This is a genomic window from Variovorax beijingensis (assembly GCF_003951285.1).
Taxonomy (GTDB): Bacteria; Pseudomonadota; Gammaproteobacteria; order Burkholderiales; family Burkholderiaceae_C; genus Variovorax; species Variovorax beijingensis.
Genome location: NZ_RXFQ01000008.1, coordinates 53,281 through 74,995, shown reverse-complemented (window position 1 = coordinate 74,995; position 21,715 = coordinate 53,281). Strand labels below are relative to the sequence as shown.

Here is a 21,715-nt window from a genome sequence, read left to right as displayed (position 1 = left end):
ACACACGCGTGCACCGTCGCTTTGGGGCGTAACAGTTTTTACGCGGCGGCCTTGGCGGCAGCCACCTGGGCTGCAACTTCGGCAGCAAAGTCGTCGACCTTCTTTTCGATGCCTTCGCCGACCACGTACAGGGTGAAGCCCTTGATGCTGGTGTTGGCGGCCTTGAGCATCTGCTCGACGGTCTGCTTGTCGTTCTTCACGAACGGCTGGTTGTGCAGCGAGACTTCCTTGAGGTACTTCTGCACGCCGCCTTCGATGCGCTTGGCAACGATGTCGGCAGGCTGCGGCTTCTTGCCTTCGGCTTCGGCTGTCTTGCGGTCTTCCTCGGCCTTGCCGGCGGCCACGGCACGCTCTTTTTCGATCAGGTCGGCAGGCACGTCGGCGGCCGAGATGGCAACCGGCTTCATGGCGGCGATGTGCATCGCAACGTCCTTGGCCGAGGTATCGTCGCCTTCGAACTCGACCATCACACCGATGCGCGTGCCGTGCAGGTACGAAGCCAGCTTGCCGTTGCCGGCAAAGTGCTTGAATCGGCGGAAGCTCATGTTCTCGCCGATCTTGCCGATCAGGCCCTTGCGCACGTCCTCGAGCGTGGGGCCGAAGCCGTCCTGCTCGTAGGGCAGCGCGCCCAGCGCGGCGATATCGGCGGGGTTGTGCTTGGCGACCAGCATTGCGGCAGCGTTGGCCATGGCCAGGAAGCTGTCGTTCTTGGTGACGAAGTCGGTTTCGCAGTTGATCTCGATCATGCCGCCGGCAGCGCCGTCGACGAAGGCCGTGACCACGCCTTCGGCGGTGATGCGGCCCGATGCCTTGCCAGCCTTGTTGCCGAGCTTGATGCGCAGCAACTCTTCGGCCTTTTCCATGTTGCCATCGGCCTCGGTCAGGGCCTTCTTGCATTCCATCATCGGCGCGTCGGTCTTTGCACGCAGTTCGCCGACCATGCTTGCGGTGATTGCAGCCATTCTTCTATCTCCGTATATCCAAAATCAGGTTAAAAAAAAGGGGCAACAAAGCCCCTTCTTCAGGCGCGTGAGAGCACTCGATCAGGCCGAGGCACCCTCTTCGACTTCGACGAATTCGTCGCCGCTGCCTTCGGCGATGGCCTTGACCACGTCACCGGTGGCGCTGTTGCGGCCTTCGATGATCGCGTCGGCGATGCCGCGAGCGTAGAGCGTGACGGCCTTCGACGAGTCGTCATTGCCCGGAATCACGTAGTCGATGCCTTCAGGCGAGTGGTTGGAGTCGACCACGCCGATCAGCGGAATGCCCAGCTTCTTGGCTTCGGCCACGGCGATCTTGTGGAAGCCCACGTCGATCACGAAGATGGCGTCGGGCAGCGCGGTCATGTCCTGGATGCCGCCAATGTCCTTCTCGAGCTTCTCGATCTCGCGCGAGAACGTGAGCTGCTCTTTCTTGCTCAGGCTGTCGAGGCCGGCTTCCTGCTGGGCCTTCATGTCCTTCAGGCGCTTGATCGAGGTCTTGACCGTCTTGAAGTTGGTCAGCATGCCGCCGAGCCAGCGGGTGTCGACGAAAGGCACGCCGGCGCGGCGAGCTTCGGCAGCCACGATTTCACGGGCCTGGCGCTTGGTGCCGACCATCAGGATCGTGCCGCGGTTGGCGGTGAGCTGCTTGGCGTACTTCATCGCGTCCTGGAACATCGGGAGCGATTTTTCCAGGTTGATGATGTGAATCTTGTTGCGATGGCCGAAGATGTACGGAGCCATCTTGGGGTTCCAGAAGCGGGTTTGGTGACCAAAGTGGACACCGGCTTCCAGCATTTCGCGCATGGTGGTGGACATTGAAAATTACTCCAAAGGTTGGGTCTAAAATCCAGCCCGTTTTGTGCCTCCTTCGAACGGAGTCACAACACCTTGATTGGGCCGGTTTGCGGATGTGTTTGGCTGGGTGCGACGAAAGCCGTCACATGTTCAGCGAAACCCAAAGAGTATAGCACGGCCCTCTCTGTCCTTTCTCCTTGCCCTACCCCGGAACCGAGCCGTCCGCGCCCTCGCTGCCCACCCATGAACGACCTCCACGCCACCCGTCTGAATTTTCTGGCAGGTGGCACCGATGCATGCACCGAAATGGAGCGCGCCATCGGCATCGCCCAGTCCCCGGCCTGCAGCCACGCCTTCACCCGCACGCTGTTCGACGAAGCCCGCCGGCAGGTCGCCGGCTCAGCGCCGCAGAGCCGGCTCGCCGGACTCGCGTTCACCGCCAAGGACCTGTTCGACATCCAGGGACAGCCGACTCCGGCGGGCTCCGTGGTGCTTTCGCATGCGCCGGCCGCCAAGGCCGATGCCGTCGCCGTGGCGCGGCTGCGCGCCGCGGGCGGCGTGCTGACGGGCCGCACCAACATGACGGAATTCGCCTTTTCCGGCGTGGGAATCAACCCGCACCACGGCACGCCGGCCAATGCGGGCGATGCGGCCACGCCGCGCATCCCGGGAGGCTCGTCCTCCGGCGCCGCTGTCTCGGTCGCCACCGGGGCGGCCTTCATCGGTCTGGGCTCCGACACGGGCGGCTCGATCCGCATTCCCGCGGCGCTGAACGGCATCGTGGGCTTCAAGAGCACCGCCCGGCTGGTGCCGACCGAAGGCGCCCTGCCGCTGTCGACCACGCTCGACACCGTCTGTGCCATGACGCGCTCGGTGCGCGATGCCATCACGGCGCACGAGATTCTTGCGGCGCGCCGCGTGACCGCCGGTACGGCCTCCCTGGGGGCGTACCGGCTTGCCGTCGTGAGGAACGTGTTCTTCGATGGCATCGAGCCTGCGGTGGCGCGGGCTTTCGAAAATGCGTTGCAAACACTGCGCGATGCCGGCGCCCGGATCGAGGAGATCGAGCTGCCGGAGCTCGCGGAACTGCAGGCCATCAACGCCACCGGCGGTTTCTCGGCGGCTGAGTCTTACGCCTGGCACCGGCTGCTGCTCGAGCGCAGCGGCGCCGGCTACGACCCCCGTGTGGCCCAGCGCATCCTCAGGGGCGCCGCCATGAAGGCGCACGAATACATCGATCTCGTGCATGCCCGCCATGGCTGGATCTCCCGCGTCGAGACGGCGCTGTCGCTCTTCGACGCGGTGCTGTCGCCCACCGTGCCGATCACCGCGCCCGCCATTGCGAGCGTTGCGCCGGGTGCCGAGCGCGACGACGAATTCTTCCGCATCAATGCACTGCTGCTGCGCAACCCCTCGATCATCAACATGCTCGACGGCTGCGCCATCTCGCTGCCCTGCCACGCCGCCGGCGAACTGCCGGTGGGCCTGATGCTGTGGCACGCCGCGCTGCACGACGACGCCGTTCTGGCGGTCGCGCTGCAAGCAGAAAAAGCGCTCAAAAAACAATAGCCTCGCGCACCGATCGACGGGCGCCGGCCATCTCTTCTTACTCAAAAATTCAATGAAAATCGCGATCGTGGGCGCCGGCATCATCGGCGTCACAACCGCCTGGGAACTGGTTTCGGACGGCCATGAAGTTTCCGTGTTCGAGCGCCGCGGCGCCGCCGCCGAGGAATCCAGTTTTGCGAATGCGGGGGTGGTCGCGCCGGGCTATGTCACGCCCTGGGCGGCGCCGGGCATGCGCGCCAAGGTGCTGCGCTCGCTGCTGTCTCCGCACGGCGCCATCAAGCTGCGCTGGCCGCTGAGTTCGCGCGACCTCGGCTGGATGTCGCGCTGGCAGAAGGCCTGCAAGCTCGAAACCTACCTGGCCAACCGCGCCCGCATGCAGCGCCTGGCGTTCTACAGCCGCACCCGGCTGCACGAAGTGACCGAAGCGCGCGAACTGAGCTACGAACGCAGCGACGGCTACCTCGTGCTGCTTCGCTCCAAACGCGAGAAAAAACTGGTCCAGCCGGGCCTCGAGGTGCTGCGCGCGGCGGGCAGTGTCTTCAGGGAAGTGGACGCCGACGAGGCCCGCCGCATCGAGCCCGCGCTCAATGCCGACACGGCGCTCGCGGGTGCGATCCACCTGCCCGAGGACGAAGTGGCCAACTGCCGCCAGTTCGCGCTGCTTCTCAAGTGGGAGGCCGAGGCGCTCGGCGCCCAGTTCCATTTCAATTGCGACATCGCGCCGATGAGCCGCGCGGAACCCACGTCGATCTCGCTCGCAAGCGGCTCGCCGCCGCTGCGCTTCGATGCGGTGGTGGTGTGCGCCGGTCTTGCCTCGGCCTCGCTGCTGCGGCCGCTCGGGCTGCGGATTCCACTGGCGCCGGTGTACGGCCATTCGATCAGCGCGCCGATCCGCGAATCGCTCAACGCGCCGCGCAGCGCCGTGATGGACGAACGCTACAAGGTCGCGATCTCGCGCCTGGGCCAGCGCGTGCGCGTGGCCGGCAGCGCCGAGATCGGCGGCTCCCTGAGCACCATGAATCCCTCCGCGGTGCAAACGCTCTACAAGGTGCTGCATGACTGGTTTCCGGGCGCTGCAACGCTGCAGTCGGGTGTGCAGCAATGGAAGGGCGCTCGCCCGATGCTGCCCGACGGCCCGCCGGTGCTCGGCGCCAGCGGCGTGCCGGGCGTCTGGCTCAACCTGGGCCACGGTTCCAGCGGATGGGCGCTGTCATGCGGCAGCGCACGCGTGGTGGCCGACCTGATCGGCGGACGCGACGCGGGCGTCGACCTCGAAGGCCTGGGCATCGAGCGGCTCGGCCAGTAGGCGGGGCAGCAGCTGCGTGCGCGCCAGGCGGGGCAGAATCGGCCCATGCAACGCATCACGCCCGCCACCGCTTGCGGCCTGTTCGACATCGCGGCAACGCGTCGCATCGAACAGGCAGCAGCCGCCGCCCTGCCCCCCCATACGCTGATGCAGCGCGCGGGCCTGGCCGTGGCGCGGCTCGCGATGGCGCTTGCGCCGCATGCGCGGACGATCTGGATCGCCTGCGGACCGGGCAACAACGGCGGCGACGGATTCGAAGCTGCTGCGCAGCTGCGGCACCGCGGCTTCCTGCCGATCGTGACCTTCGCGGGCCATGAAAACCGGCTGCCGCCGGACGCCAGCGCCTCGCTTCAACGGGCCCGGGATGCCGGCGTGATCTTCGCGCCGGAGCCGCCTGCGAGTTGCGAGCTGGCGATCGACGCGCTGCTCGGCATCGGATCGAGCCGGCCGCCCGAAAAGCTCATGGCCGATTGGCTGCGGCGGATGCATGCGATGGCCGCACCGGTGCTCAGCGTCGACGTGCCATCGGGGCTGAATGCAGATACCGGCGATTCAAGCGCCACACCTCATCCGGGTGCTCTTTCGCCCAGGTTCTGCCTGACCTTCCTGACCCTCAAGCCCGGCCTGTTCACGGCGCAAGGCCGCGACGCGGCGGGCACGGTCTGGTTCGACGACCTGGGCTGCAGTGGCACCGGCGAGGCACCGGCCGCGCGCCTGGCGGGTGCACCGGCCGATGCCCCGCGCAGCCACGCCTCGCACAAGGGCAGCTATGGCGATGTCGCGGTGATCGGCGGCGCGTCCGGCATGGCGGGCGCCGCGCTGCTGGCCGGATCCGCCGCGCTGCATGCGGGCGCGGGCCGCGTGTTCGTCGGCCTGCTCGACGCGAGCGCGGCCCCGGTCGACCTGGCGCAACCTGAACTGATGATGCGAGACGCCAGGTCGCTCGATCTCTCGGGCATGACGGCGGTCTGCGGATGCGGCGGCGGCGCGGACATCCGTGCGGTGCTACCCCGTGTGCTGGCGACGGCAGCAGCACTGGTGCTCGACGCCGATGCATTGAACGCCATCGCGGTCGACGGCGCGCTGCAAACCCAGCTGGCGTCGCGCGCCCGGCGCGGAAGGCCGACGGTGATCACTCCGCATCCGCTCGAAGCAGCACGCCTGCTGAACTGCACGGCCACCGACATCCAGGCCAACAGGCTCGTTGCAGCCCGCCAGCTCGCGTCGCGCTACGGCGTGGTCGCAGTGCTCAAGGGTTCGGGAACAGTGATCGCCGAGGGCGACAGCACGCCACCGGTACTCAACCTGACCGGCAACGCCAGGCTCGCAACCGCTGGCACCGGCGACGTGCTGGCAGGAATGATCGGCGCCGCACTGGCGGCGCAGCGGCCGCCGTTCGAAGCAGCGCGCGAAGCCGTCTGGCGCCACGGCCACATCGCCGACACCTGGCCGGCCGGCGCGCCGCCGCTGACGGCCGGCGCTCTAGCCCGGCAGGCGCACTGCTGACGAGCTTCCCGCCTAGCCGCGTCCGACGAAGGGCATCTTCGTCGCCATGACCGTGTGGAACAGCACGTTGGCCTCCAGCGGCAGGTTCGCCATGTAGAGCACCGACTGGCCCACGATCTTCACGTCCATCAGCGGCTCGATCGCGAGCTCGCCGTTGGCTTGCGGCACGCCCTTGGCCATGCGTGCGGCCAGTTCCGTCATGGCGTTGCCCACGTCGATCTGGCCGACCGCGATGTCGTACTTGCGCCCATCGAGCGACGCGGTCTTGGTGAGGCCCTCGACTGCGTGCTTGGTCGCGGTGTACGCCGCAGAATTGGGCCGCGGCGCGGTGGCCGAGATGGAGCCGTTGTTGATGATGCGGCCGCCGCGCGGCGTCTGCGCCTTCATCGTGCGGAACGCCTGCTGGATGCAGAAGAACATGCCGCTCAGGTTGATGTCGACCACGCCGCGCCACTGCTCGGGCGTCCAGTCCTCGAACGGACCCGGCGGGTTGCCCACGCCGGCGTTGTTGAATAGCAGGTCGACGCGGCCGAAGCGCTCCACCGCGGCAGCGAACAGCGCCTGCACCGATTCGGCATTGGCCACGTCGGTGGGCACGGCGAAGGCGCGCGCGCCGGCGCCAGACTCTTCCGCCACCTGTTCCAGCGGCTCGAGGCGGCGCCCCGCCAGGGTCACGCTCCAGCCATCGGCCAGCAGCGCCAGCGCCGCGGCGCGGCCGATGCCGGTGCCGGCGCCCGTGACGATCGCGATGCGGCCCTTGTTGTTTTCCACGCTCATGCTCGGTGTCTCCTTCTCGGTTTGTCTGTATGGATGGGATGCAATGCTGCGTTGCGCATCATGCGCGCCGCGGCTTGCGGCCCTTCATCTTGTTGGCGGCCTTCTTGACGGCCGACTTGAAAGCCTGCATCGCCGACTGCGGGCCCGCCGCGGCAACGCTCGCGCTGCGCTCGACGCGCTGCTCGGACACGGCTTCGGCCTTGTGGCGCGAGCTGCGCTTGGCCGATGCCTTGACCGGCACACCGGCCGAGGCTGCGCCCTTGTCCTTCATGGCGCGCGTGGTGAGGTCTTCGCCTTCGCGCACGAGGCGGAAATCGATCTTGCGCCCATCCAGGTCGACGCGGCTCACCTGCACACGCACGCGGGTCCCGATGGCGTAGCGAATGCCGGTGCGCTCGCCGCGCAGCTCCTGGCGCATCTCGTCGAACTTGAAGTATTCGCCGCCGAGTTCGGTGATGTGCACCAGCCCCTCGACGTACATCGCATCGAGCGTCACGAAGATGCCGAAGGTCGTGGCCGCCGTGACGACGCCGCCGTATTCCTCCCCCAGGTGCTCGCGCATGTACTTGCACTTGAGCCAGGCTTCGACGTCGCGGCTGGCTTCGTCGGCACGGCGCTCGTTGGCGCTGCAATGCAGGCCGGCCGCTTCCCAGGCCAGCACTTCCTTGGTCGGCGCGACGGTGGCTTTCTGCGGCTTGGTGGTCGGCGCCTTCACGCGCGAGGCCAGCCGCTTGGCGAGCTTGGCATGCGCCTCGCCCGGCGTCGGCAGCATCGGCAGCTGATAGCGCGTCTTGCCGAGGATGGCCTTGATCACGCGGTGCACCAGCAGGTCGGGGTAGCGCCGGATCGGGCTCGTGAAGTGCGTGTAGGCCTCGTACGCCAGGCCGAAATGGCCGCTGTTGATGGGCGTGTAGATCGCCTGCTGCATCGAGCGAAGCAGCATGGTGTGGATCTGCTGCGCGTCGGGGCGCTCCTTGGTGGCTTCGGCAATCGCCTGGAACTCGCCGGGCCGCGGATCGTCGGTGATGCTCAAGCCCACGCCCATGGCCTTCAGGTAGCCGCGCAGGATTTCCTTCTTCTCGGGCGTCGGGCCTTCGTGCACGCGGAACAGGCCCGGGTGCTTGCCTTCGGCGATGAAGTCGGCGCTGCACACGTTGGCCGCGAGCATGGCCTCTTCGATGAGGCGGTGCGCCTCGTTGCGCGTGCGGGGCACGATCTTCTCGATGCGGCCGGCGTCGTCGCAGATGATCTGCGTCTCGGTGGTTTCGAAGTCGACCGCGCCGCGCTTGCCGCGCTGCTTGAGCAGCGCCTTGTATACGTCGGCCAGGTTCAGCAGATCCTTGACGCGGTCCTTGCGCTTGGCAGCTTCAGGGCCGCGCGTGTTGCCAAGAATGGCCGCCACTTCGGTGTACGTGAAGCGCGCATGGCTGAACATCACGGCCGGATAGAACTGGTAGGCGTAGATTTCGCCATCGGCGGCCACGAGCATGTCGCACACCATGCACAGACGTTCGACCTCGGGGTTGAGCGAGCACAGGCCGTTCGACAGCTTCTCGGGAAGCATCGGAATCACGCGGCGCGGAAAGTAGACGCTGGTGGCGCGGTCGTAGGCATCGATGTCGATGGCCGAACCGGTCTGCACATAGGCGCTGACGTCGGCAATGGCCACCAGCAGGCGCCAGCCCTTGCCGCGGCCGACCTTGGCGGGCTCGCAGTACACGGCGTCGTCGAAGTCGCGCGCGTCCTCGCCGTCGATGGTGACCAGCGGAACGTCGGTCAGGTCGATGCGTCCCTTCTTGTCGGCGGGGCGGACCTTCTCGGGCAGCGCCTTGGCTTCGGCCAGGCAGGCCTCGGAAAACTCGTGCGGCACGCCGTACTTGCGCACCGCGATCTCGATCTCCATGCCGGGGTCGTCGATCTCGCCCAGCACTTCCTTCACCCGCCCGACCGGCTGGCCGAACAGCGCCGGCGGCTCGGTGAGCTGCACCACGACCACCTGCCCCACCTTGGCGGGGCCGGTGGCCCCCTTGGGAATCAGGACATCCTGTCCATAGCGCTTGTCTTCGGGCGCAACAAGCCAGACGCCGCCTTCATGCAGCAGGCGGCCGATGATCGGCTGCTCGGGGCGCTCGACGATTTCGACCACCCGCCCCTCGGGACGTCCGCGCCGATCCTGCCGCACCACGCGCGCCTTGACGCGGTCCTTGTGCAGCACCGCACGCATCTCGTTCGGGGGCAGATAGATGTCGGCTTCACCGTCGTCGCGCTGCACGAAACCGTGTCCGTCGCGATGTCCTTGAACAGTTCCTTCAAATTCATCCAGCAGACCGCTGGAAGTGCCATTATTTTTGATATGATTCTCTCTTTCCTGAAATTCAAAACATAACTGCTTCGGCAGCTATGTGGGCCCAGATGGCGGAATTGGTAGACGCACTAGTTTCAGGTACTAGCGAGTAACATCGTGGAGGTTCGAGTCCTCTTCTGGGCACCACCCCTACCAAGCTGAAACCCCTGTGAATCATCGATTTACAGGGGTTTTTTCTTTTCCCTGGGAACATGATCGAGGGATGTTCTCCCTCACGGATGCCGATCGCGGCCAGGCTTGGCCGCACCGACGGTTGTGTGCCGCGTTCGCGCACAGCTTCGTGATCCTGAGACGGAACATTCGGCGAAGCGCTTGTCGGCGGCACGGATCTGAAAAAGTGGAACGGGCTTCGTCTCATGAAATGATGCAGCAACCCGCTCCTGGGGAAGCGGCTTTCCACCATTCTGACGCAGTACATCGACGAATGATCGCGCAGAGTCTCGAGAAGCAGAGCAACCGAATCAATAACACCGTGTTGGCAGTAGAGGTGAACCGCAAAACCCAACCTGATGAGCGCGGCATTCGACTCGCTGCTGGGGATCACAGGCGGATCTGCGGGGTTGCGACGGCTTTGAAGCCGAGGTGCACCTTACCACGCGAAGCAATGCACCGGTTCGACAGCGTGTGAGCATGGCCATTTTCCAACGCATCAGGCAATGGGCGTCGCGGATCAAGCGCGATGCCGTCACCCTGTGGTTTGCCTACCGCCATCCAGGCACTCCCTGGTTCGCCAAGCTTCTCGCGGCATTCGTCGTCGCCTATGCGCTGAGCCCGATCGACCTCATCCCGGATTTCATTCCTGTTCTCGGCTACCTCGACGACGCCTTGCTGCTGCCCGGCCTGATCTGGCTGAACATCCGGCTCATTCCGGCCGATGTGCTCGAGGAATGCCGCGAGCGCGCCGACCTGTGGATGAAGGAACAAGGCGCGAAGCCGCGAAGCATTGCCGGTGCGGTGCTCATCCTGGCGGTCTGGATCGGCCTGGGTGCCGCGCTCTGGGGTTGGTTCGGCACGCAAAATTGATCTCTGGTCCGGCGGCGGCGTCCCTGTCCACGTGGATTTTACTGTATATTTATACAGTCTTTTCACAAAGGATAACCGCCATGTCGACATCCGAACCCACCACCTCCCCTGCTCGCAACCATGCGCTGGCCGAAGCACTGGCATGGATTTCAAAGTTCGCGCATGCATGGAAGGCCATCGAGCCGGCGCCTCATTCGCTAAGCATCGATGGATTCATCATCTGGGGCCCCGTGCTCTACGAAAAGCATCGCAACGACGATCCCGTGGAACTCGCGGCGCAACTGTACGGCAAGTCGGGCGAGTACTTCAGGTACCTGTACCCGGGCCGTCCGCCCAAGAGCAGCGATGCGCCCCCGACTTTCGCTCCAAAGGTGTAGCAAAAGTCACACTTTCACATCAAAAGCGATTCGAAAAGTAACTCGAATGCGTACACAAGGTTACGTTTGATTTGAAAATGTCAAATTTAGCGGAGACCCATTGTGATCACAGCATTTACCTTGTTAGTCGGCATGTTCCTCGGGGCATTGTTCATGAGCCTCCTGGTCGTTTCTCGCTCGGATGACTGAGAAGAACTGCCGGGCCCTTGCAGCCCTGTCCATGCCCATCGAAAAGCCCGCATCCAGCGGGCTTTTCCTTTCTTGAACTACGTCAGCAGGTTGGACTTGGGCCTGCGATTGCTCTCGATCGAATAGATCGCCGGCTTGTCCTGCTCGGTCTTCGTGCCTGCTGCCTCGCCACTGGGAGCCGGAAGCGGATAGACCTCGCCGGAAAGGCGCTTCACGCGCTCCGCATACATCTTGGCCAGGGCCGCGTGATGCTCCGCCGCAGCCTGGTGCTCGAGTCGCGCCATCTGGGCTTCCTGAAGCAACGTGGCAGCCCTTTTGAGATGAAGGCTGGATCCGGGTTGAAAGAGCTGGAAGAACATGGGACCTCCTGGAGAACATAAGCCGCCACGTTCAAACGCCAGACTGCTTGCGTCTGTAGGCGTATAACTTTTTCGCCTGTCGCTCAGCCCGTGGTTCGCAAGTCGGCGATCGCCGCCCTGCTCCCTCGCGCTCGCCGGGATGGCAACGGTTCAGATCGGCAGCGCGATCAGGTCGTGACCCTCGGCACCCACGATGCGGGCCCGCGTGAATTCACCCACCTTGAGCGTCTTGCTGATCTTCTCGGGCGGCAGCAGGCGCACGGTGCCGTCGATCTCGGGGGCGTCGGCGTAGGTGCGCCCCACGCCGCCCTTGCGGCCCATGCCGGGCGCCGAGTCGACCAGCACCTGCATGGTCGCACCGACGCGCTGGCGCAGCTTGGCGATCGACACCGCTTCGGCCACTTCCATGAAACGGGCGCGGCGCGCTTCGCGTTCCGCCGGCGGCAGCATGCCGGGAATGTCGTTGGCGGTGGCACCTGCTACGGGGCTGTAGGCAAAGCATCCAGCCCGGTCGATCTGTGCCTCGCGGATGAAGTCGAGCAGATGCTCGAACTCCTGCTCGGTTTCGCCGGGGAAGCCTGCGATGAAGGTGCTGCGGATCACCAGCTCGGGGCAGACCTCGCGCCACCGCGCCAGGCGCTCCAGATTCTTCTCGCCACTGGCCGGACGCTTCATGCGCTTGAGCACATCGGGGTGGCTGTGCTGCAGCGGCACGTCGAGGTAAGGCAGCACCTGGCCACTGGCCATGAGCGGAATGATTTCATCCACGCTCGGATACGGATACACATAGTGCAGCCGGACCCAGGCGCCATAGGGCTCGGCGATCTCGCCCAGCGTGCGCACCAGTTCGAGCATGCGCGTCTTGACCGGCTTGCCGTCCCAGAAGCCGGTGCGGTACTTGACGTCCACGCCATAGGCCGAGGTGTCCTGGCTGATCACCAGCAGTTCCTTGACGCCGCCTTCGAACAGAGCCTTGGCCTCGCCGAGCACATCGCCAACCGGTCGTGACACCAGGTCGCCGCGCATCGAGGGAATGATGCAGAAGGTGCAGCGGTGATTGCAGCCTTCGCTGATCTTCAGGTAGGCATAGTGCCGCGGCGTGAGCTTGAGGCCCGCGATGCCGAAGGTATTGGGAACCAGGTCGACGAAGGGATCGTGCGGCTTTGGCAGGTTGGCGTGAACCGCGTCCATCACTTCCTGCGTGGCGTGCGGCCCGGTCACGGCCAGAACGCTCGGGTGCATTTGCCGCACCAGGTTGCCGCCCTGGTCGCCGGTCTTGGCGCCCAGGCAGCCCGTGACGATCACGCGGCCGTTTTCCGCCAGTGCCTCGCCGATGGTGTCCAGGCTTTCCTTCACGGCGTCGTCGATGAAGCCGCAGGTATTGACGATCACCAGGTCGGCGCCCTCGAAGGTCTTGGCGGTCTGGTAGCCCTCGGCGCTCAGCTGGGTCAGGATCAGTTCGGAATCGGTCAGGGCCTTGGGACAGCCCAGGCTCACAAAGCCGACCTTGGGGGCGGCCGGCGTGGCCATGCGTTCGGGGGAGGCAACTTCGCTCATATATGCCTCTATTGTCCCAGCTATCTGCCGGGGGCGGGATTTCAGGGGCGTTTGATGCCGAATGCGCCCAGGACCTGCTCGGTATTTTTCTGCATCTGCTCCTGCATCTGCAGGAACACGTTCTTGGATTGCTCGACGTAGTTGCCCATGAGCCCCTGGAGCATGGGTGACTGCATGGTCATGAAGCGCGACCACATCTCGGGCGTGAGGCCCTCGGCCTTTTCCGCGAGCTGGGCCTGCACCTCGGTCATGGCCTGGATGTTCTTTTCGAGATAGGGGCCCATGTAGCCCTGCATCGCCTGCCCGTAGAAGCGGATGATGTTGGCCAGCACCTGCTCGGTGAACATGGGCGCACCGCCCGCCTCTTCCTCGAGGATGATCTGCAGCAGGATGCTGCGCGTGAGGTCGTCGCCGGTCTTGGCATCGCGCACCACGAACTGGGCATTCTGTATGACCAGCTGCTTCACCTCGGTGAGCGTGATGTACGTGGATGTCTCGGTGTCGTAGAGCCTTCGGTTGGGGTACTTCTTGATTACACGTTGCACCGGCTTGACCCCGGACTTCTTGCTCTGCACTGCGGACTCCTTCACATGGATGCCCATGTCATCCGATGATTCTAGGTAGCGGTTTTGCTGCATCGCGACAAGGTTTACCCTGACCGTGCCTGCGCCGCTTCAACCGAGCGTTGTCGCGTACTCGGCGCCGCAGGCGCTGCAGTTGGCGGTCTCGGGGCGTTCTTCGGTGGCTTCCCTGAAACGCAGCGGACTCTTGTGGCCGTAGACCACCCAGCAGCGCGGACAGTGCTCCTGGCCGGCGGTCGGCAAGTAGGCGCGCGAGCGCTGCTCGGCGCGCTCCTGCGTGACGGGCGTGCCCTGCCGGATGGCGCGGGCTATTTCGCGTGCTGCCATGGTGTCGGCACGGCCGCTTGCGTGGTCGTTGATGCCATAGACCGCGCGCGCAAATTCGATGGGAGCCTGCCGGAGCAATGCGGCCAGGCGCATGTCGGCATGAGCCCGATCAACCAGCGTTGATCGCGTGTTCATCAGATCGCTTGTCAAGAAATTTGGAAAAGGTTTGCAGAGCGGCCAAGGTAGCACAACAACATGGCCATGGTCTTTGTCTGCTTCACCGCAAGGACGATTGAAACACCGGGGAACCCGGTGAAAGCTCTGTTCGACAGACCCGGTGGTTGGCCGGAAGTCGAAACAGAAATTGGTAGGCGCGATTGGACTCGAACCAACGACCCCCACCATGTCAAGGTGGTGCTCTAACCAGCTGAGCTACGCGCCTAAGGATGTGTCCGAGAAGCAGCTATTGTAGCAGGAGAAAACGCGCTTTTCAGCGCCGACGTGCAGATCGCACACCGGCAACCGCCGTCACCACGCCAAGTACCTGCGTGAGCCGCGCCGCATCGGAGATTTCCACGGTGAAAGTCATCCATGCCGTGCCCTTGACCGATTGGGTCTGCACGCCGATCACGTTCATCTTCTCGCGTGCGAACACGTCGGAGATATCGCGCAGCAGGCCCTGGCGGTCGGCCGCTTCGACGGCCACGTCGACTGCATAGACCGGCGCTTCGCCGCCCTTCGCGGCGCCCCATTCGACATCGATCACGCGCTCGCCATCGCGCGAGGCCATCATTCGGAAATTGCTGCAGTCGACGCGGTGCACGCTCACGCCGTGGCCGCGCGTCACGAAGCCGCGGATGGCGTCGGGCGGCGCGGGCTTGCAGCACTTGGCAAGCTGGGTCATCAACGAGGACACGCCCACCACCAGCACGCCGCCCTTGCCGGACTTCTCGCTCGCGCGCGGCTTCTTGATCTGCACGCCGTCGTCGGGGTTGGGCGCGGGCTCGGGCGGACGCAGCAGCACCTCGATGTTGCGCAGCGAGAACTCGTCCTTGCCGACCACTTCGAACAAATGGTCCGCCGACTTGAAGCCCAACTGCGAAGCCAGGTCCTCGAGCCGCGTGGAGGTCTTGCCTTCGCGCTGCAGCAGTTTTTCGACTGCCTCGCGCCCGCGCGCCACGGTTTCGTGTGTGATTTGCGCGTTGAACCATGCACGCACCTTGGCACGCGCGCGGTGGCTTGCAAGGTAGCCGAGCTCGGCATTGAGCCAGTCGCGCGAAGGACCGCCCTCCTTGGCCGCGATGATCTCGACCGTCTGGCCGTTGGACAGCGGCGTGTTGAGCGGCACCATGGCCCCGTCGACGCGCGCTCCGCGGCAGCGGTGGCCCAGCGTGGTGTGCACGGTGTAGGCAAAGTCGACCGGCGTTGCGCCCTGCGGCAGTTCGACGATGGCCGCGTCGGGCGTGAGCACATAGATGCGGTCGTCGAAGAGCCCCTGGCCTTGCGAACCGCCCGAAAGGTCGCGCTCCCATGCCAGCAGTTGCCGCAGCACGGCGATCTTCGCGTCGTATTCGCCGCTCGCCCACACGCCCGCATAGCCCTTGTGTCCGGCTTCCTTGTAGGCCCAGTGCGCCGCCACGCCGTGCTCGGCATGGTCGTGCATTTCCTCCGTGCGGATCTGGATCTCGATCGGCTTGCCGGGCTTGCCGTCGACCATCTCGCGCACCACGGTGTGCAGCGACTGGTAGCCGTTGGGCTTGGGCCGCGCGATGTAGTCGTCGAACTCTTCGTCGATCGGCAGGAAATGCGAGTGCACCCAGGCCAGCGCCGCGTAGCAGTCCTTCACGTCGGGCACCACCACGCGCAGCGCGAGGATGTCGAACACCTGCGCGAAGTCGAGCGACTTGCCGCGCATTTTCTTGACGATGCTGTAGATGTTCTTCGGCCGGCCCTGCACCGTGGCGCGCACGCCTTCGGCCTGCAGCTCGCTTTCGAGCTGCGAGCGCAACTGCTCGACATGGCCTTCGCGCTCGACGCGCTTCTCATCGAGCAGGCGCGCGATCAGCTTGTAGGTCTCGGGCTCCAGGAAGCGGAACGAAAGGTCCTCGATCTCCCACTTCACCTGCCAGATGCCGAGCCGGTTGGCGAGCGGCGCGAACACCTGCAGCGACTCGCGCGCCACGCTTTCGGGCGCCGGCTGCTTGCTGGCGGCGGCATGCCGCAGGGTCTGCAGCCGCGATGCGAGGCGCAGCATGACCACGCGCAGGTCGCGCGAGAACGCGAGCAGCATCTTGCGCACGTTCTCGGTCTGCGCGCCCGCCGCGCCCTCGGCCAGGTGATGGCCTTGCGAAGCCGAGCGGGCCTGCTCCTGCACGCGCACGAGCTTGGTGGTTTCGACTGCCAGCGCCGCGAAGTTGTCGCCGAACACCTTGGCGATGACCTCCTGCGGGCGGTTGAGATGCTGGCAGGCGTAGACCAGGTAGCTCGCGGCCTGCATGGCCTCGGAGCCGCCCATCTTCGCGACGATGGCCGCGACGGCGTCGGCATGCGCCAGCGTGTTCTCGCCGGTGTCGAGCTTTTCGTCGGCGATCAGCGGCTCTGCGAAAGCGCGCGCACGGGCGAGCATGTTCTCCATGACCGGCGTGCGGTCGGCCGTGGCGGCGGACAAGGGATAGTCCACCACCGCCGTATCGGAGGCGTGCGCCGTTTGAAGACTCGAAGACTCGCGCTTCACGTTGGCCTCAATCGAACAGGAAGTTGGTGATGGCGCCTACCTGCCCGGGGTCGACGAAGGTGGGCGCATGGCCCACGCCCTCGAACTCGATCAGCGCCGCGTGGGGGCCGCGCTGCGTCATGGCGAGGGCCGTTTCGCGCGAGAGCAGGTCCGACTGGGCGCCGCGCGTCACGAGCGTGCGCGCATCGATGGCGTCATAAAGGCTCCACATCACCGCCCCGCCCTGGGCCGCAGCCTCGGGCGTGATGGCGCGCAGCGCAACGGCAATGGCCGGGTCGTAGTGAAGCAGCCAGGGGCCGGCCGAATCGCCACGGGATTCACCGGCCTCCACCTTGGCGGTGCCATCGGCCGTGCGCTGCGACGCAGGCACCACCATGTGCTGCGACAGCGAGAGCCACTGGGCGGGCGTATGCGGACCGAAGCTGGTCGAGATCGCCCACATGGCGTCGGCCGCCGACTGCAGGCTTTCGTAGCGGCCGCCCTGCCCCACGTAGGCGCCGATGCGTTGAAGCGCCGCCGCCTCGATCGTCGGGCCGACGTCGTTCACGATGAAGCGGCGTATCGGCCGGGCCAGCGGCAATTGCTTGTGCCCCGCCAGAACGAAGCCGATCAGCCCGCCCATGCTGGTGCCCAGGTAGTCGAGCGTGTCGATCGGTTGTTCGCGGTGCAGCTGCGCAACGAGCGCCAGCATGTCGGCCGCATAGATCGGCACCTGGTAGAGGGCCGGGTCGCGCAGCCAGTCGCTTCGGCCGCGCCCCGCCACGTCGGGACAGACCACGCGCACGTCGCCGGCGGCGCGTGCCACGAGGGCCTGTGCAAGCACGTCGAAGTCGCGTCCCTGCCGCGTGAGGCCGTGCACGCAGACCACCACGCGCGCGCTGCGCGCGTCGCCCCATTGCCAGTAGGCCATGCGGTGACCGCCCTGGGCGTCATCGCACGCCACGTAATGAAGCGTCGGTTCTGTCATGAAAACGAAGTCGTCCTGGTGCGGATAATGGTCTCGTCGCATCCTAATTCATCCGGAGATTGATCTTCATGCTCAAAGGCAAAACCGCGCTTGTCACGGGGTCCACCAGCGGCATTGGCCTTGCCATTGCCAAGGCGCTCGCACAACAGGGCGCACACATCGTGCTCAACGGCTTCGGCGACGCCGAAACTCCCAAGGCCCAGATCGAGGCGCTCGGCGTGCGCGCCGAGTATCACGGCGCCGACATGAGCCAGCCCGGCCAGATCGAGGACATGATGAAGTTCGCCGCGTCCAGGTTCGGCCGCGTCGACATCCTCGTCAACAACGCCGGCATCCAGCACGTGGCAAAGGTCGAGGACTTTCCGCCTGAACGCTGGGACGCCATCATCGCCATCAATCTCACCAGCGCGTTCCACACGACCCGGCTCGCCGTTCCGGCGATGCGCGAGGCCAACTGGGGCCGCATCATCAACGTGGCATCGGCCCACGGGCTGGTGGCGTCGGCGCAGAAGTCGGCCTACGTGGCGGCCAAGCACGGCATCGTGGGCTTCACCAAGTCGGTGGCGCTCGAAACCGCGACCACCGGCATCACGAGCAATGCGATCTGCCCGGGCTGGGTGCTGACGCAGCTGGTGCAAAAGCAGATCGACGACCGCGCGGCACGGGAAGGCATCTCGGCCACGCAGGCGCAGAACGAATTGCTGGGGGAAAAGCAGCCTTCGCTGCAGTTCACCACGGTCGAGCAGCTCGGCGGCCTTGCGGTGTTCCTGTGCTCGCCCGCCGCCGACCAGGTGCGCGGCGTCGCCTGGCAGATGGACGGCGGCTGGACCGCTCAATAGCAGAAGAAGCTATTTGAGCTGCACCGATCCCGAGACGTTCACGACCACGCTGGTCTTCCCGGCTTCCACCGGCACCGGCGCATCGGCCGCATAAGACTTGGCAGCCGCCGCCATGACGCGCGGCCGGATCGGGCCGTTGTCGTTCGCATTCACCGACACTTCGCGCAGCGTGTAGCCGCCGAAGCCGAAGCCCTTGGCCAGTTCGGTGGCCTTCTGCTTGAAGTTTTCGATGGCGATGGTCTGGGCCTCGGTCTCGCTTTTGGCGCGCTGCTCGCGGCTCAATGCGAAGCCCACGTTGCCGACGTTCAGCGTGGTGATGCGGCCCGCGGTCTGCGTGATGCGCGGGAAGTCTCGGCCCTCGAGCACCATTTCCGCAGTGCCCTGCCAGCCGTTGATCTTGCCTTCGCGGGTGTAGCGCGGCGACAGGCTGAAATTGCCGGTGCGCACGTCGAGCTGGCCGGGCTGGGCGTTTTTCTTCGCCTCGGCCAGGGCCGCGTCCACCGCGGCCTTGAGCTGCGACTGGACCGTGGCGGCATCGGCTGCGTCGCGCGTGGTGGTGAGCGTCATGCTGAGCATGTCCTGCTGCACTTCCACCGTGCCTGAGGCCGTGAGCTGCAGCACGTTCTGCGGCGGCGGGACCATGTTCTGGGCCATGGCGGTGCTTGCGGCGCCTGCCGCAGCCAGCGCGACGCAAGCCGCGATCAAACTGATTTTTTTCAAGACGAGCTAACTCCCCTGGGTTGGTATTAAGAGAACGCGCAGCACTCGCCGCTTCAGCGGCGCTGGCTGCGGGGCAAGGTCAGGGCGCGCGCGGCCGACATCGGCTCCGGCACCATTCGCTCGGCCGGTTGCGATTCTGCCGAATTCAGCACGTTGGGTGTGCCAGGCGGCGTCCATTGCCTTCGCACCTGCTGGCGCAGTTCGAAGAGTTCGGCCGCCGTGAGGCGCCTGCCGGCCACGGCCTCTTCCCGCCGGATTTCGTCGCGCTGCGCGGCACGGTGGGCCGCTACCGCCTCACGTACCTCGTTGCGCCGCGAATCACCCACCCTGAGAAACTCGCCAGCGTTTGCCAAGGCAGGGCCGCAGCTGCAGGCAACAAGGATCGGCAGGACGGGAAGAAGGGTTCTCATTGAACAAAAGTCGTAGCGCTGGCTGGACTTTGCCACTGCCAGGCGAACGTCGGATGACTAGACAGCTAGCGACCGCAAGTTTTGTAACTTAGTGTCAAACCATAAGTAAAACCGGCTCAACGGGGGCTCAACGCCTTCAGAATCGGCGCTGTTACAAATTCAACGTTGTAGAAATGACTCAAGTTCCCGCCCGCACTGACAAGATCGTGATCGTCGACGACGACGCCCGCATCCGCGACCTGCTTCGCCGCTACCTGACCCAGGAAGGTTTCGAAGTGATCGTGGCCGAGGACGGCAAGGCGCTCAACCGCATCCTGTTGCGCGACACGGTCGACCTGATCGTGCTCGACTTGATGATGCCCGGCGAAGACGGCCTGTCGGTCTGCCGCCGCCTGCGTGCCGCCAACGACCGCACGCCGATCATCATGCTCACCGCCAAGGGTGAGGACGTCGACCGCATCGTCGGCCTCGAGGTCGGCGCGGACGACTACCTGGGCAAGCCGTTCAACCCCCGCGAGCTGCTGGCGCGCGTGCACGCGGTGCTGCGCCGCCGTCCGCCGCTCGAAGCGCCCGGCGCCCCTTCCACCGAGAACGAGACGGTGACCTTCGGGCCCTTTGCCTTCGACCTGGGTTCGCGCACGCTCAAGAAGGACGGCGAGGAACTCTCCCTGACCACCGGCGAATTCGCGATGCTGAAGGCGCTGGTGCGCCATCCGCGCCAGCCGCTGTCGCGCGAGAAGCTCGCCCAGCTGGCCCGCGGCCGCGAGTTCGAGCCCTTCGACCGCAGCCTCGACGTGCAGATCTCGCGCCTGCGCAAGCTGGTCGAGGCCGATGCCGCGGCGCCCCGCTACATCCAGACCGTGTGGGGCGTGGGCTACGTGTTCGTGCCGGACGGCACGGCCTGAACGACACCCTGAGGTGGCCATCGGCCTGCAATCCGCCAGACCCAGCCCAGCCCAGGAGGACGGCGCACAGGTCACCATGCCAAGCCCCCTGGAGGGCAGCGGCCAGCGTGACCGGCGACCGGGCCTGAAGCTCGGCTTCAGCCTTTTCTGGCGCACATTCTTCCTGCTCGCACTGCTGCTGATTGGCTGTACGGTCGCCTGGCTGCAGACCTTCCGCTCGCTCGAATACGAGCCGCGCGCCATCCAGACGGCGCACCAGATCGCCTCGCTCGTGAACCTCACCCGCGCGGCGCTGGTGTATTCGGATGCGATCACGCGGGTGTCGCTGATCAAGACGCTGGCCGACCAGGAGGGCGTTCGCATCCTGCCGCGCGAACCCAACGACCGCTTCCAGCCCTACACCAGCGGCGCGCTCGACCAGCGCGTGACCGAGGAGCTGATCGACCAGCTCGGCGAAGGCACCACGGTGGCCAGCCGCGTCAACGACGAGCCCGGCCTGTGGATCGGCTTCACCATCGAGAGCGATACCTACTGGCTGCTGCTCGACCCGACCCGCTTCAGTCGCGTGGGCGGACGCACCTGGCTGGTCTGGCTCAGCACCGCCATGGCCCTGTCCCTGGCCGGCGCGGCGCTGATCACGCGGCTCATCAACCTGCCGCTCAAGCAGCTGTCGCGCGCCACCATGCAGGTGCGCGAAGGCGAATACGAGGCGCACCGGCTCGACGAGAGCGCCCGCACCAACGAGATCCGCGCGGTCAACATCGGCTTCAACCGCATGGCCGACCAGCTCGCCAAGATCGAGCAGGACCGCGCCATCATGCTGGCCGGCATCTCGCACGACCTGCGCACGCCGCTCGCGCGGCTGCGGCTCGAAACCGAGATGAGCGTGTCCGACGAGGACGCCCGCGACCACATGGCGGCCGACATCGCCCAGCTGGACGCCATCATCGACAAGTTCCTGGACTACGCGCGCCCCGACCATGTCGACCCCAAGCCCGTGCTGCTGCGCGACGTGGTCGACGCCTGCACCTATGCCGTGCAGGACTACGAAGAGATGAATATCCGGGTCGACGTGCCGCCCGACCTGCGCGTGCTGGGCGACGAGGTCGAGCTCACGCGCGTGATCTCCAACCTGGTGGAGAACGCGCGGCGCTACGGCAAGACGCCCTCCACCGGCATTGCCGACGTGGTGATCCAGGCGCAGTCGAACAACGACGCGGTGCTGATCAAGGTGCGCGACCACGGCGCGGGCGTCGAGCCCGCCCTGCTCTCGCAGCTGACCAAGCCCTTCTTCCGCGGCGACGTGGCGCGCACGTCCGCGGCCGGTGCCGGGCTCGGCCTGTCGATCGTGGCAAAGAACATCGAGCGCATGGGCGGCACCTTTGCGCTCACCAGCACGCCCGGACGCGGCCTGGCGGCGCACATCCGCATGCCGCGCGCCATGCCCGAGCCGAGGCCGGCGGAAGCCCAAGGCCGGCGGGCCTGA

Annotated in this window: 20 protein-coding genes and 2 tRNA genes; 9 read left to right on the top strand and 13 right to left on the bottom strand. The window is 65.8% G+C overall.

What is annotated here, in order from left to right; all coding sequences use genetic code 11:
- Positions 1-38 precede the first annotated feature (38 nt).
- Both tsf and rpsB read right to left on the bottom strand, forming a co-directional pair.
- Positions 39-962 (bottom strand): translation elongation factor Ts, encoded by a 924-nt coding sequence (gene tsf, locus EJO66_RS15515; protein WP_124960539.1) that lies wholly within the window; start codon positions 960-962, stop codon positions 39-41.
- Positions 963-1,043: 81 nt separating this feature from the next.
- A complete protein-coding gene (gene rpsB / locus EJO66_RS15510) occupies positions 1,044-1,799 on the bottom strand; it encodes a 30S ribosomal protein S2 (RefSeq protein WP_021007534.1) in 756 nt (251 codons plus the stop codon).
- 222 nt (positions 1,800-2,021) lie between these two features.
- On the opposite strand from rpsB, the gene EJO66_RS15505 reads away from it, so the two are divergent.
- The 3 genes from EJO66_RS15505 to EJO66_RS15495 are packed head-to-tail and all read left to right on the top strand — an operon-like array spanning position 2,022 to position 6,159.
- Positions 2,022-3,347 (top strand): amidase, encoded by a 1,326-nt coding sequence (locus EJO66_RS15505; protein WP_125965552.1) that lies wholly within the window; start codon positions 2,022-2,024, stop codon positions 3,345-3,347.
- A 52-nt stretch (positions 3,348-3,399) separates the two neighbouring features.
- Complete coding sequence (locus EJO66_RS15500; protein WP_125965551.1) at positions 3,400-4,653, top strand: D-amino acid dehydrogenase; 1,254 nt, start codon at positions 3,400-3,402, stop codon at positions 4,651-4,653.
- Positions 4,654-4,698: 45 nt separating this feature from the next.
- Positions 4,699-6,159 (top strand): NAD(P)H-hydrate dehydratase, encoded by a 1,461-nt coding sequence (locus tag EJO66_RS15495; protein ID WP_125965550.1) that lies wholly within the window; start codon positions 4,699-4,701, stop codon positions 6,157-6,159.
- Between the two features lie 12 nt (positions 6,160-6,171).
- Here the strand turns inward: EJO66_RS15495 and EJO66_RS15490 are convergent, their stop codons facing one another.
- Together EJO66_RS15490 and rnr are read right to left on the bottom strand one after the other, a co-directional pair.
- Positions 6,172-6,936 carry an SDR family oxidoreductase gene (locus EJO66_RS15490; RefSeq protein ID WP_018905025.1) on the bottom strand — a complete coding sequence of 255 codons (765 nt, stop codon included), beginning with the start codon at positions 6,934-6,936 and terminating at the stop codon, positions 6,172-6,174.
- Positions 6,937-6,994: 58 nt separating this feature from the next.
- On the bottom strand, positions 6,995-9,262 hold the full coding sequence (gene rnr / locus EJO66_RS15485) for a ribonuclease R (RefSeq protein ID WP_223262375.1): 2,268 nt from the start codon (positions 9,260-9,262) through the stop codon (positions 6,995-6,997).
- A gap of 80 nt (positions 9,263-9,342) precedes the next feature.
- Here rnr and EJO66_RS15480 point away from each other — a divergent pair.
- The 3 genes from EJO66_RS15480 to EJO66_RS15470 all read left to right on the top strand — a co-directional run bounded on the left by EJO66_RS15480 (position 9,343) and on the right by EJO66_RS15470 (position 10,701).
- Positions 9,343-9,427: transfer RNA gene (locus EJO66_RS15480), tRNA-Leu, on the top strand.
- Positions 9,428-9,931: 504 nt separating this feature from the next.
- Entirely contained in the window at positions 9,932-10,324 is a 393-nt protein-coding gene (locus EJO66_RS15475; RefSeq protein WP_125965652.1) for a YkvA family protein, read from the top strand.
- A gap of 80 nt (positions 10,325-10,404) precedes the next feature.
- Positions 10,405-10,701 carry a hypothetical protein gene (locus tag EJO66_RS15470; protein ID WP_124960534.1) on the top strand — a complete coding sequence of 99 codons (297 nt, stop codon included), beginning with the start codon at positions 10,405-10,407 and terminating at the stop codon, positions 10,699-10,701.
- Between the two features lie 266 nt (positions 10,702-10,967).
- Here EJO66_RS15470 and EJO66_RS15465 read toward each other — a convergent pair whose 3' ends face one another.
- From EJO66_RS15465 to EJO66_RS15435, 7 genes are all read right to left on the bottom strand, one after another.
- A complete protein-coding gene (locus EJO66_RS15465) occupies positions 10,968-11,249 on the bottom strand; it encodes a hypothetical protein (protein ID WP_124960533.1) in 282 nt (93 codons plus the stop codon).
- A gap of 150 nt (positions 11,250-11,399) precedes the next feature.
- On the bottom strand, positions 11,400-12,806 hold the full coding sequence (gene rimO / locus EJO66_RS15460; protein ID WP_124960532.1) for a 30S ribosomal protein S12 methylthiotransferase RimO: 1,407 nt from the start codon (positions 12,804-12,806) through the stop codon (positions 11,400-11,402).
- Positions 12,807-12,847: 41 nt separating this feature from the next.
- On the bottom strand, positions 12,848-13,408 hold the full coding sequence (gene phaR, locus EJO66_RS15455) for a polyhydroxyalkanoate synthesis repressor PhaR (RefSeq protein ID WP_041946121.1): 561 nt from the start codon (positions 13,406-13,408) through the stop codon (positions 12,848-12,850).
- 72 nt (positions 13,409-13,480) lie between these two features.
- On the bottom strand, positions 13,481-13,849 hold the full coding sequence (locus tag EJO66_RS15450; RefSeq protein WP_223262373.1) for a hypothetical protein: 369 nt from the start codon (positions 13,847-13,849) through the stop codon (positions 13,481-13,483).
- A 170-nt stretch (positions 13,850-14,019) separates the two neighbouring features.
- Positions 14,020-14,096: transfer RNA gene (locus EJO66_RS15445), tRNA-Val, on the bottom strand.
- Positions 14,097-14,144: 48 nt separating this feature from the next.
- The gene (locus EJO66_RS15440) at positions 14,145-16,289 is read right to left on the bottom strand and encodes a RelA/SpoT family protein (RefSeq protein ID WP_223262374.1); all 2,145 of its coding nucleotides are present in this window, start codon (positions 16,287-16,289) and stop codon (positions 14,145-14,147) included.
- Positions 16,290-16,395: 106 nt separating this feature from the next.
- Positions 16,396-17,355: an alpha/beta fold hydrolase gene (locus EJO66_RS15435; RefSeq protein WP_223262372.1), complete on the bottom strand. Its 960-nt coding sequence runs from the start codon at positions 17,353-17,355 to the stop codon at positions 16,396-16,398.
- 68 nt (positions 17,356-17,423) lie between these two features.
- Between EJO66_RS15435 and EJO66_RS15430 the strand changes: the two genes are divergently transcribed.
- Positions 17,424-18,194, top strand: a complete 771-nt coding sequence (locus EJO66_RS15430; protein WP_124960529.1) for a 3-hydroxybutyrate dehydrogenase — start codon at positions 17,424-17,426, stop codon at positions 18,192-18,194.
- Positions 18,195-18,203: 9 nt separating this feature from the next.
- Here EJO66_RS15430 and EJO66_RS15425 read toward each other — a convergent pair whose 3' ends face one another.
- Positions 18,204-18,914 (bottom strand): SIMPL domain-containing protein, encoded by a 711-nt coding sequence (locus tag EJO66_RS15425; RefSeq protein ID WP_124960528.1) that lies wholly within the window; start codon positions 18,912-18,914, stop codon positions 18,204-18,206.
- A 53-nt stretch (positions 18,915-18,967) separates the two neighbouring features.
- Positions 18,968-19,324 carry a hypothetical protein gene (locus tag EJO66_RS15420; RefSeq protein ID WP_124960527.1) on the bottom strand — a complete coding sequence of 119 codons (357 nt, stop codon included), beginning with the start codon at positions 19,322-19,324 and terminating at the stop codon, positions 18,968-18,970.
- A gap of 173 nt (positions 19,325-19,497) precedes the next feature.
- On the opposite strand from EJO66_RS15420, the gene ompR reads away from it, so the two are divergent.
- The gene (gene ompR / locus EJO66_RS15415; protein ID WP_012747691.1) at positions 19,498-20,229 is read left to right on the top strand and encodes an osmolarity response regulator transcription factor OmpR; all 732 of its coding nucleotides are present in this window, start codon (positions 19,498-19,500) and stop codon (positions 20,227-20,229) included.
- A gap of 76 nt (positions 20,230-20,305) precedes the next feature.
- On the top strand, positions 20,306-21,715 hold the full coding sequence (locus EJO66_RS15410) for a sensor histidine kinase (protein ID WP_124960526.1): 1,410 nt from the start codon (positions 20,306-20,308) through the stop codon (positions 21,713-21,715).

Bases quoted from the DNA above. Each gene is read 5' to 3' on its own strand.
- tsf (WP_124960539.1), bottom strand. From the start codon at position 962: ATGGCTGCAATCACCGCAAGCATGGTCGGCGAACTGCGTGCAAAGACC.
- rpsB (WP_021007534.1), bottom strand. From the start codon at position 1,799: ATGTCCACCACCATGCGCGAAATGCTGGAAGCCGGTGTCCACTTTGGT.
- EJO66_RS15505 (WP_125965552.1), top strand. From the start codon at position 2,022: ATGAACGACCTCCACGCCACCCGTCTGAATTTTCTGGCAGGTGGCACC.
- EJO66_RS15500 (WP_125965551.1), top strand. From the start codon at position 3,400: ATGAAAATCGCGATCGTGGGCGCCGGCATCATCGGCGTCACAACCGCC.
- EJO66_RS15495 (WP_125965550.1), top strand. From the start codon at position 4,699: ATGCAACGCATCACGCCCGCCACCGCTTGCGGCCTGTTCGACATCGCG.
- EJO66_RS15490 (WP_018905025.1), bottom strand. From the start codon at position 6,936: ATGAGCGTGGAAAACAACAAGGGCCGCATCGCGATCGTCACGGGCGCC.
- EJO66_RS15475 (WP_125965652.1), top strand. From the start codon at position 9,932: ATGGCCATTTTCCAACGCATCAGGCAATGGGCGTCGCGGATCAAGCGC.
- EJO66_RS15470 (WP_124960534.1), top strand. From the start codon at position 10,405: ATGTCGACATCCGAACCCACCACCTCCCCTGCTCGCAACCATGCGCTG.
- EJO66_RS15465 (WP_124960533.1), bottom strand. From the start codon at position 11,249: ATGTTCTTCCAGCTCTTTCAACCCGGATCCAGCCTTCATCTCAAAAGG.
- rimO (WP_124960532.1), bottom strand. From the start codon at position 12,806: ATGAGCGAAGTTGCCTCCCCCGAACGCATGGCCACGCCGGCCGCCCCC.
- phaR (WP_041946121.1), bottom strand. From the start codon at position 13,408: ATGGGCATCCATGTGAAGGAGTCCGCAGTGCAGAGCAAGAAGTCCGGG.
- EJO66_RS15450 (WP_223262373.1), bottom strand. From the start codon at position 13,849: ATGAACACGCGATCAACGCTGGTTGATCGGGCTCATGCCGACATGCGC.
- EJO66_RS15440 (WP_223262374.1), bottom strand. From the start codon at position 16,289: ATGGAGAACATGCTCGCCCGTGCGCGCGCTTTCGCAGAGCCGCTGATC.
- EJO66_RS15435 (WP_223262372.1), bottom strand. From the start codon at position 17,355: ATGACAGAACCGACGCTTCATTACGTGGCGTGCGATGACGCCCAGGGC.
- EJO66_RS15430 (WP_124960529.1), top strand. From the start codon at position 17,424: ATGCTCAAAGGCAAAACCGCGCTTGTCACGGGGTCCACCAGCGGCATT.
- EJO66_RS15420 (WP_124960527.1), bottom strand. From the start codon at position 19,324: ATGAGAACCCTTCTTCCCGTCCTGCCGATCCTTGTTGCCTGCAGCTGC.
- ompR (WP_012747691.1), top strand. From the start codon at position 19,498: ATGACTCAAGTTCCCGCCCGCACTGACAAGATCGTGATCGTCGACGAC.
- EJO66_RS15410 (WP_124960526.1), top strand. From the start codon at position 20,306: ATGCCAAGCCCCCTGGAGGGCAGCGGCCAGCGTGACCGGCGACCGGGC.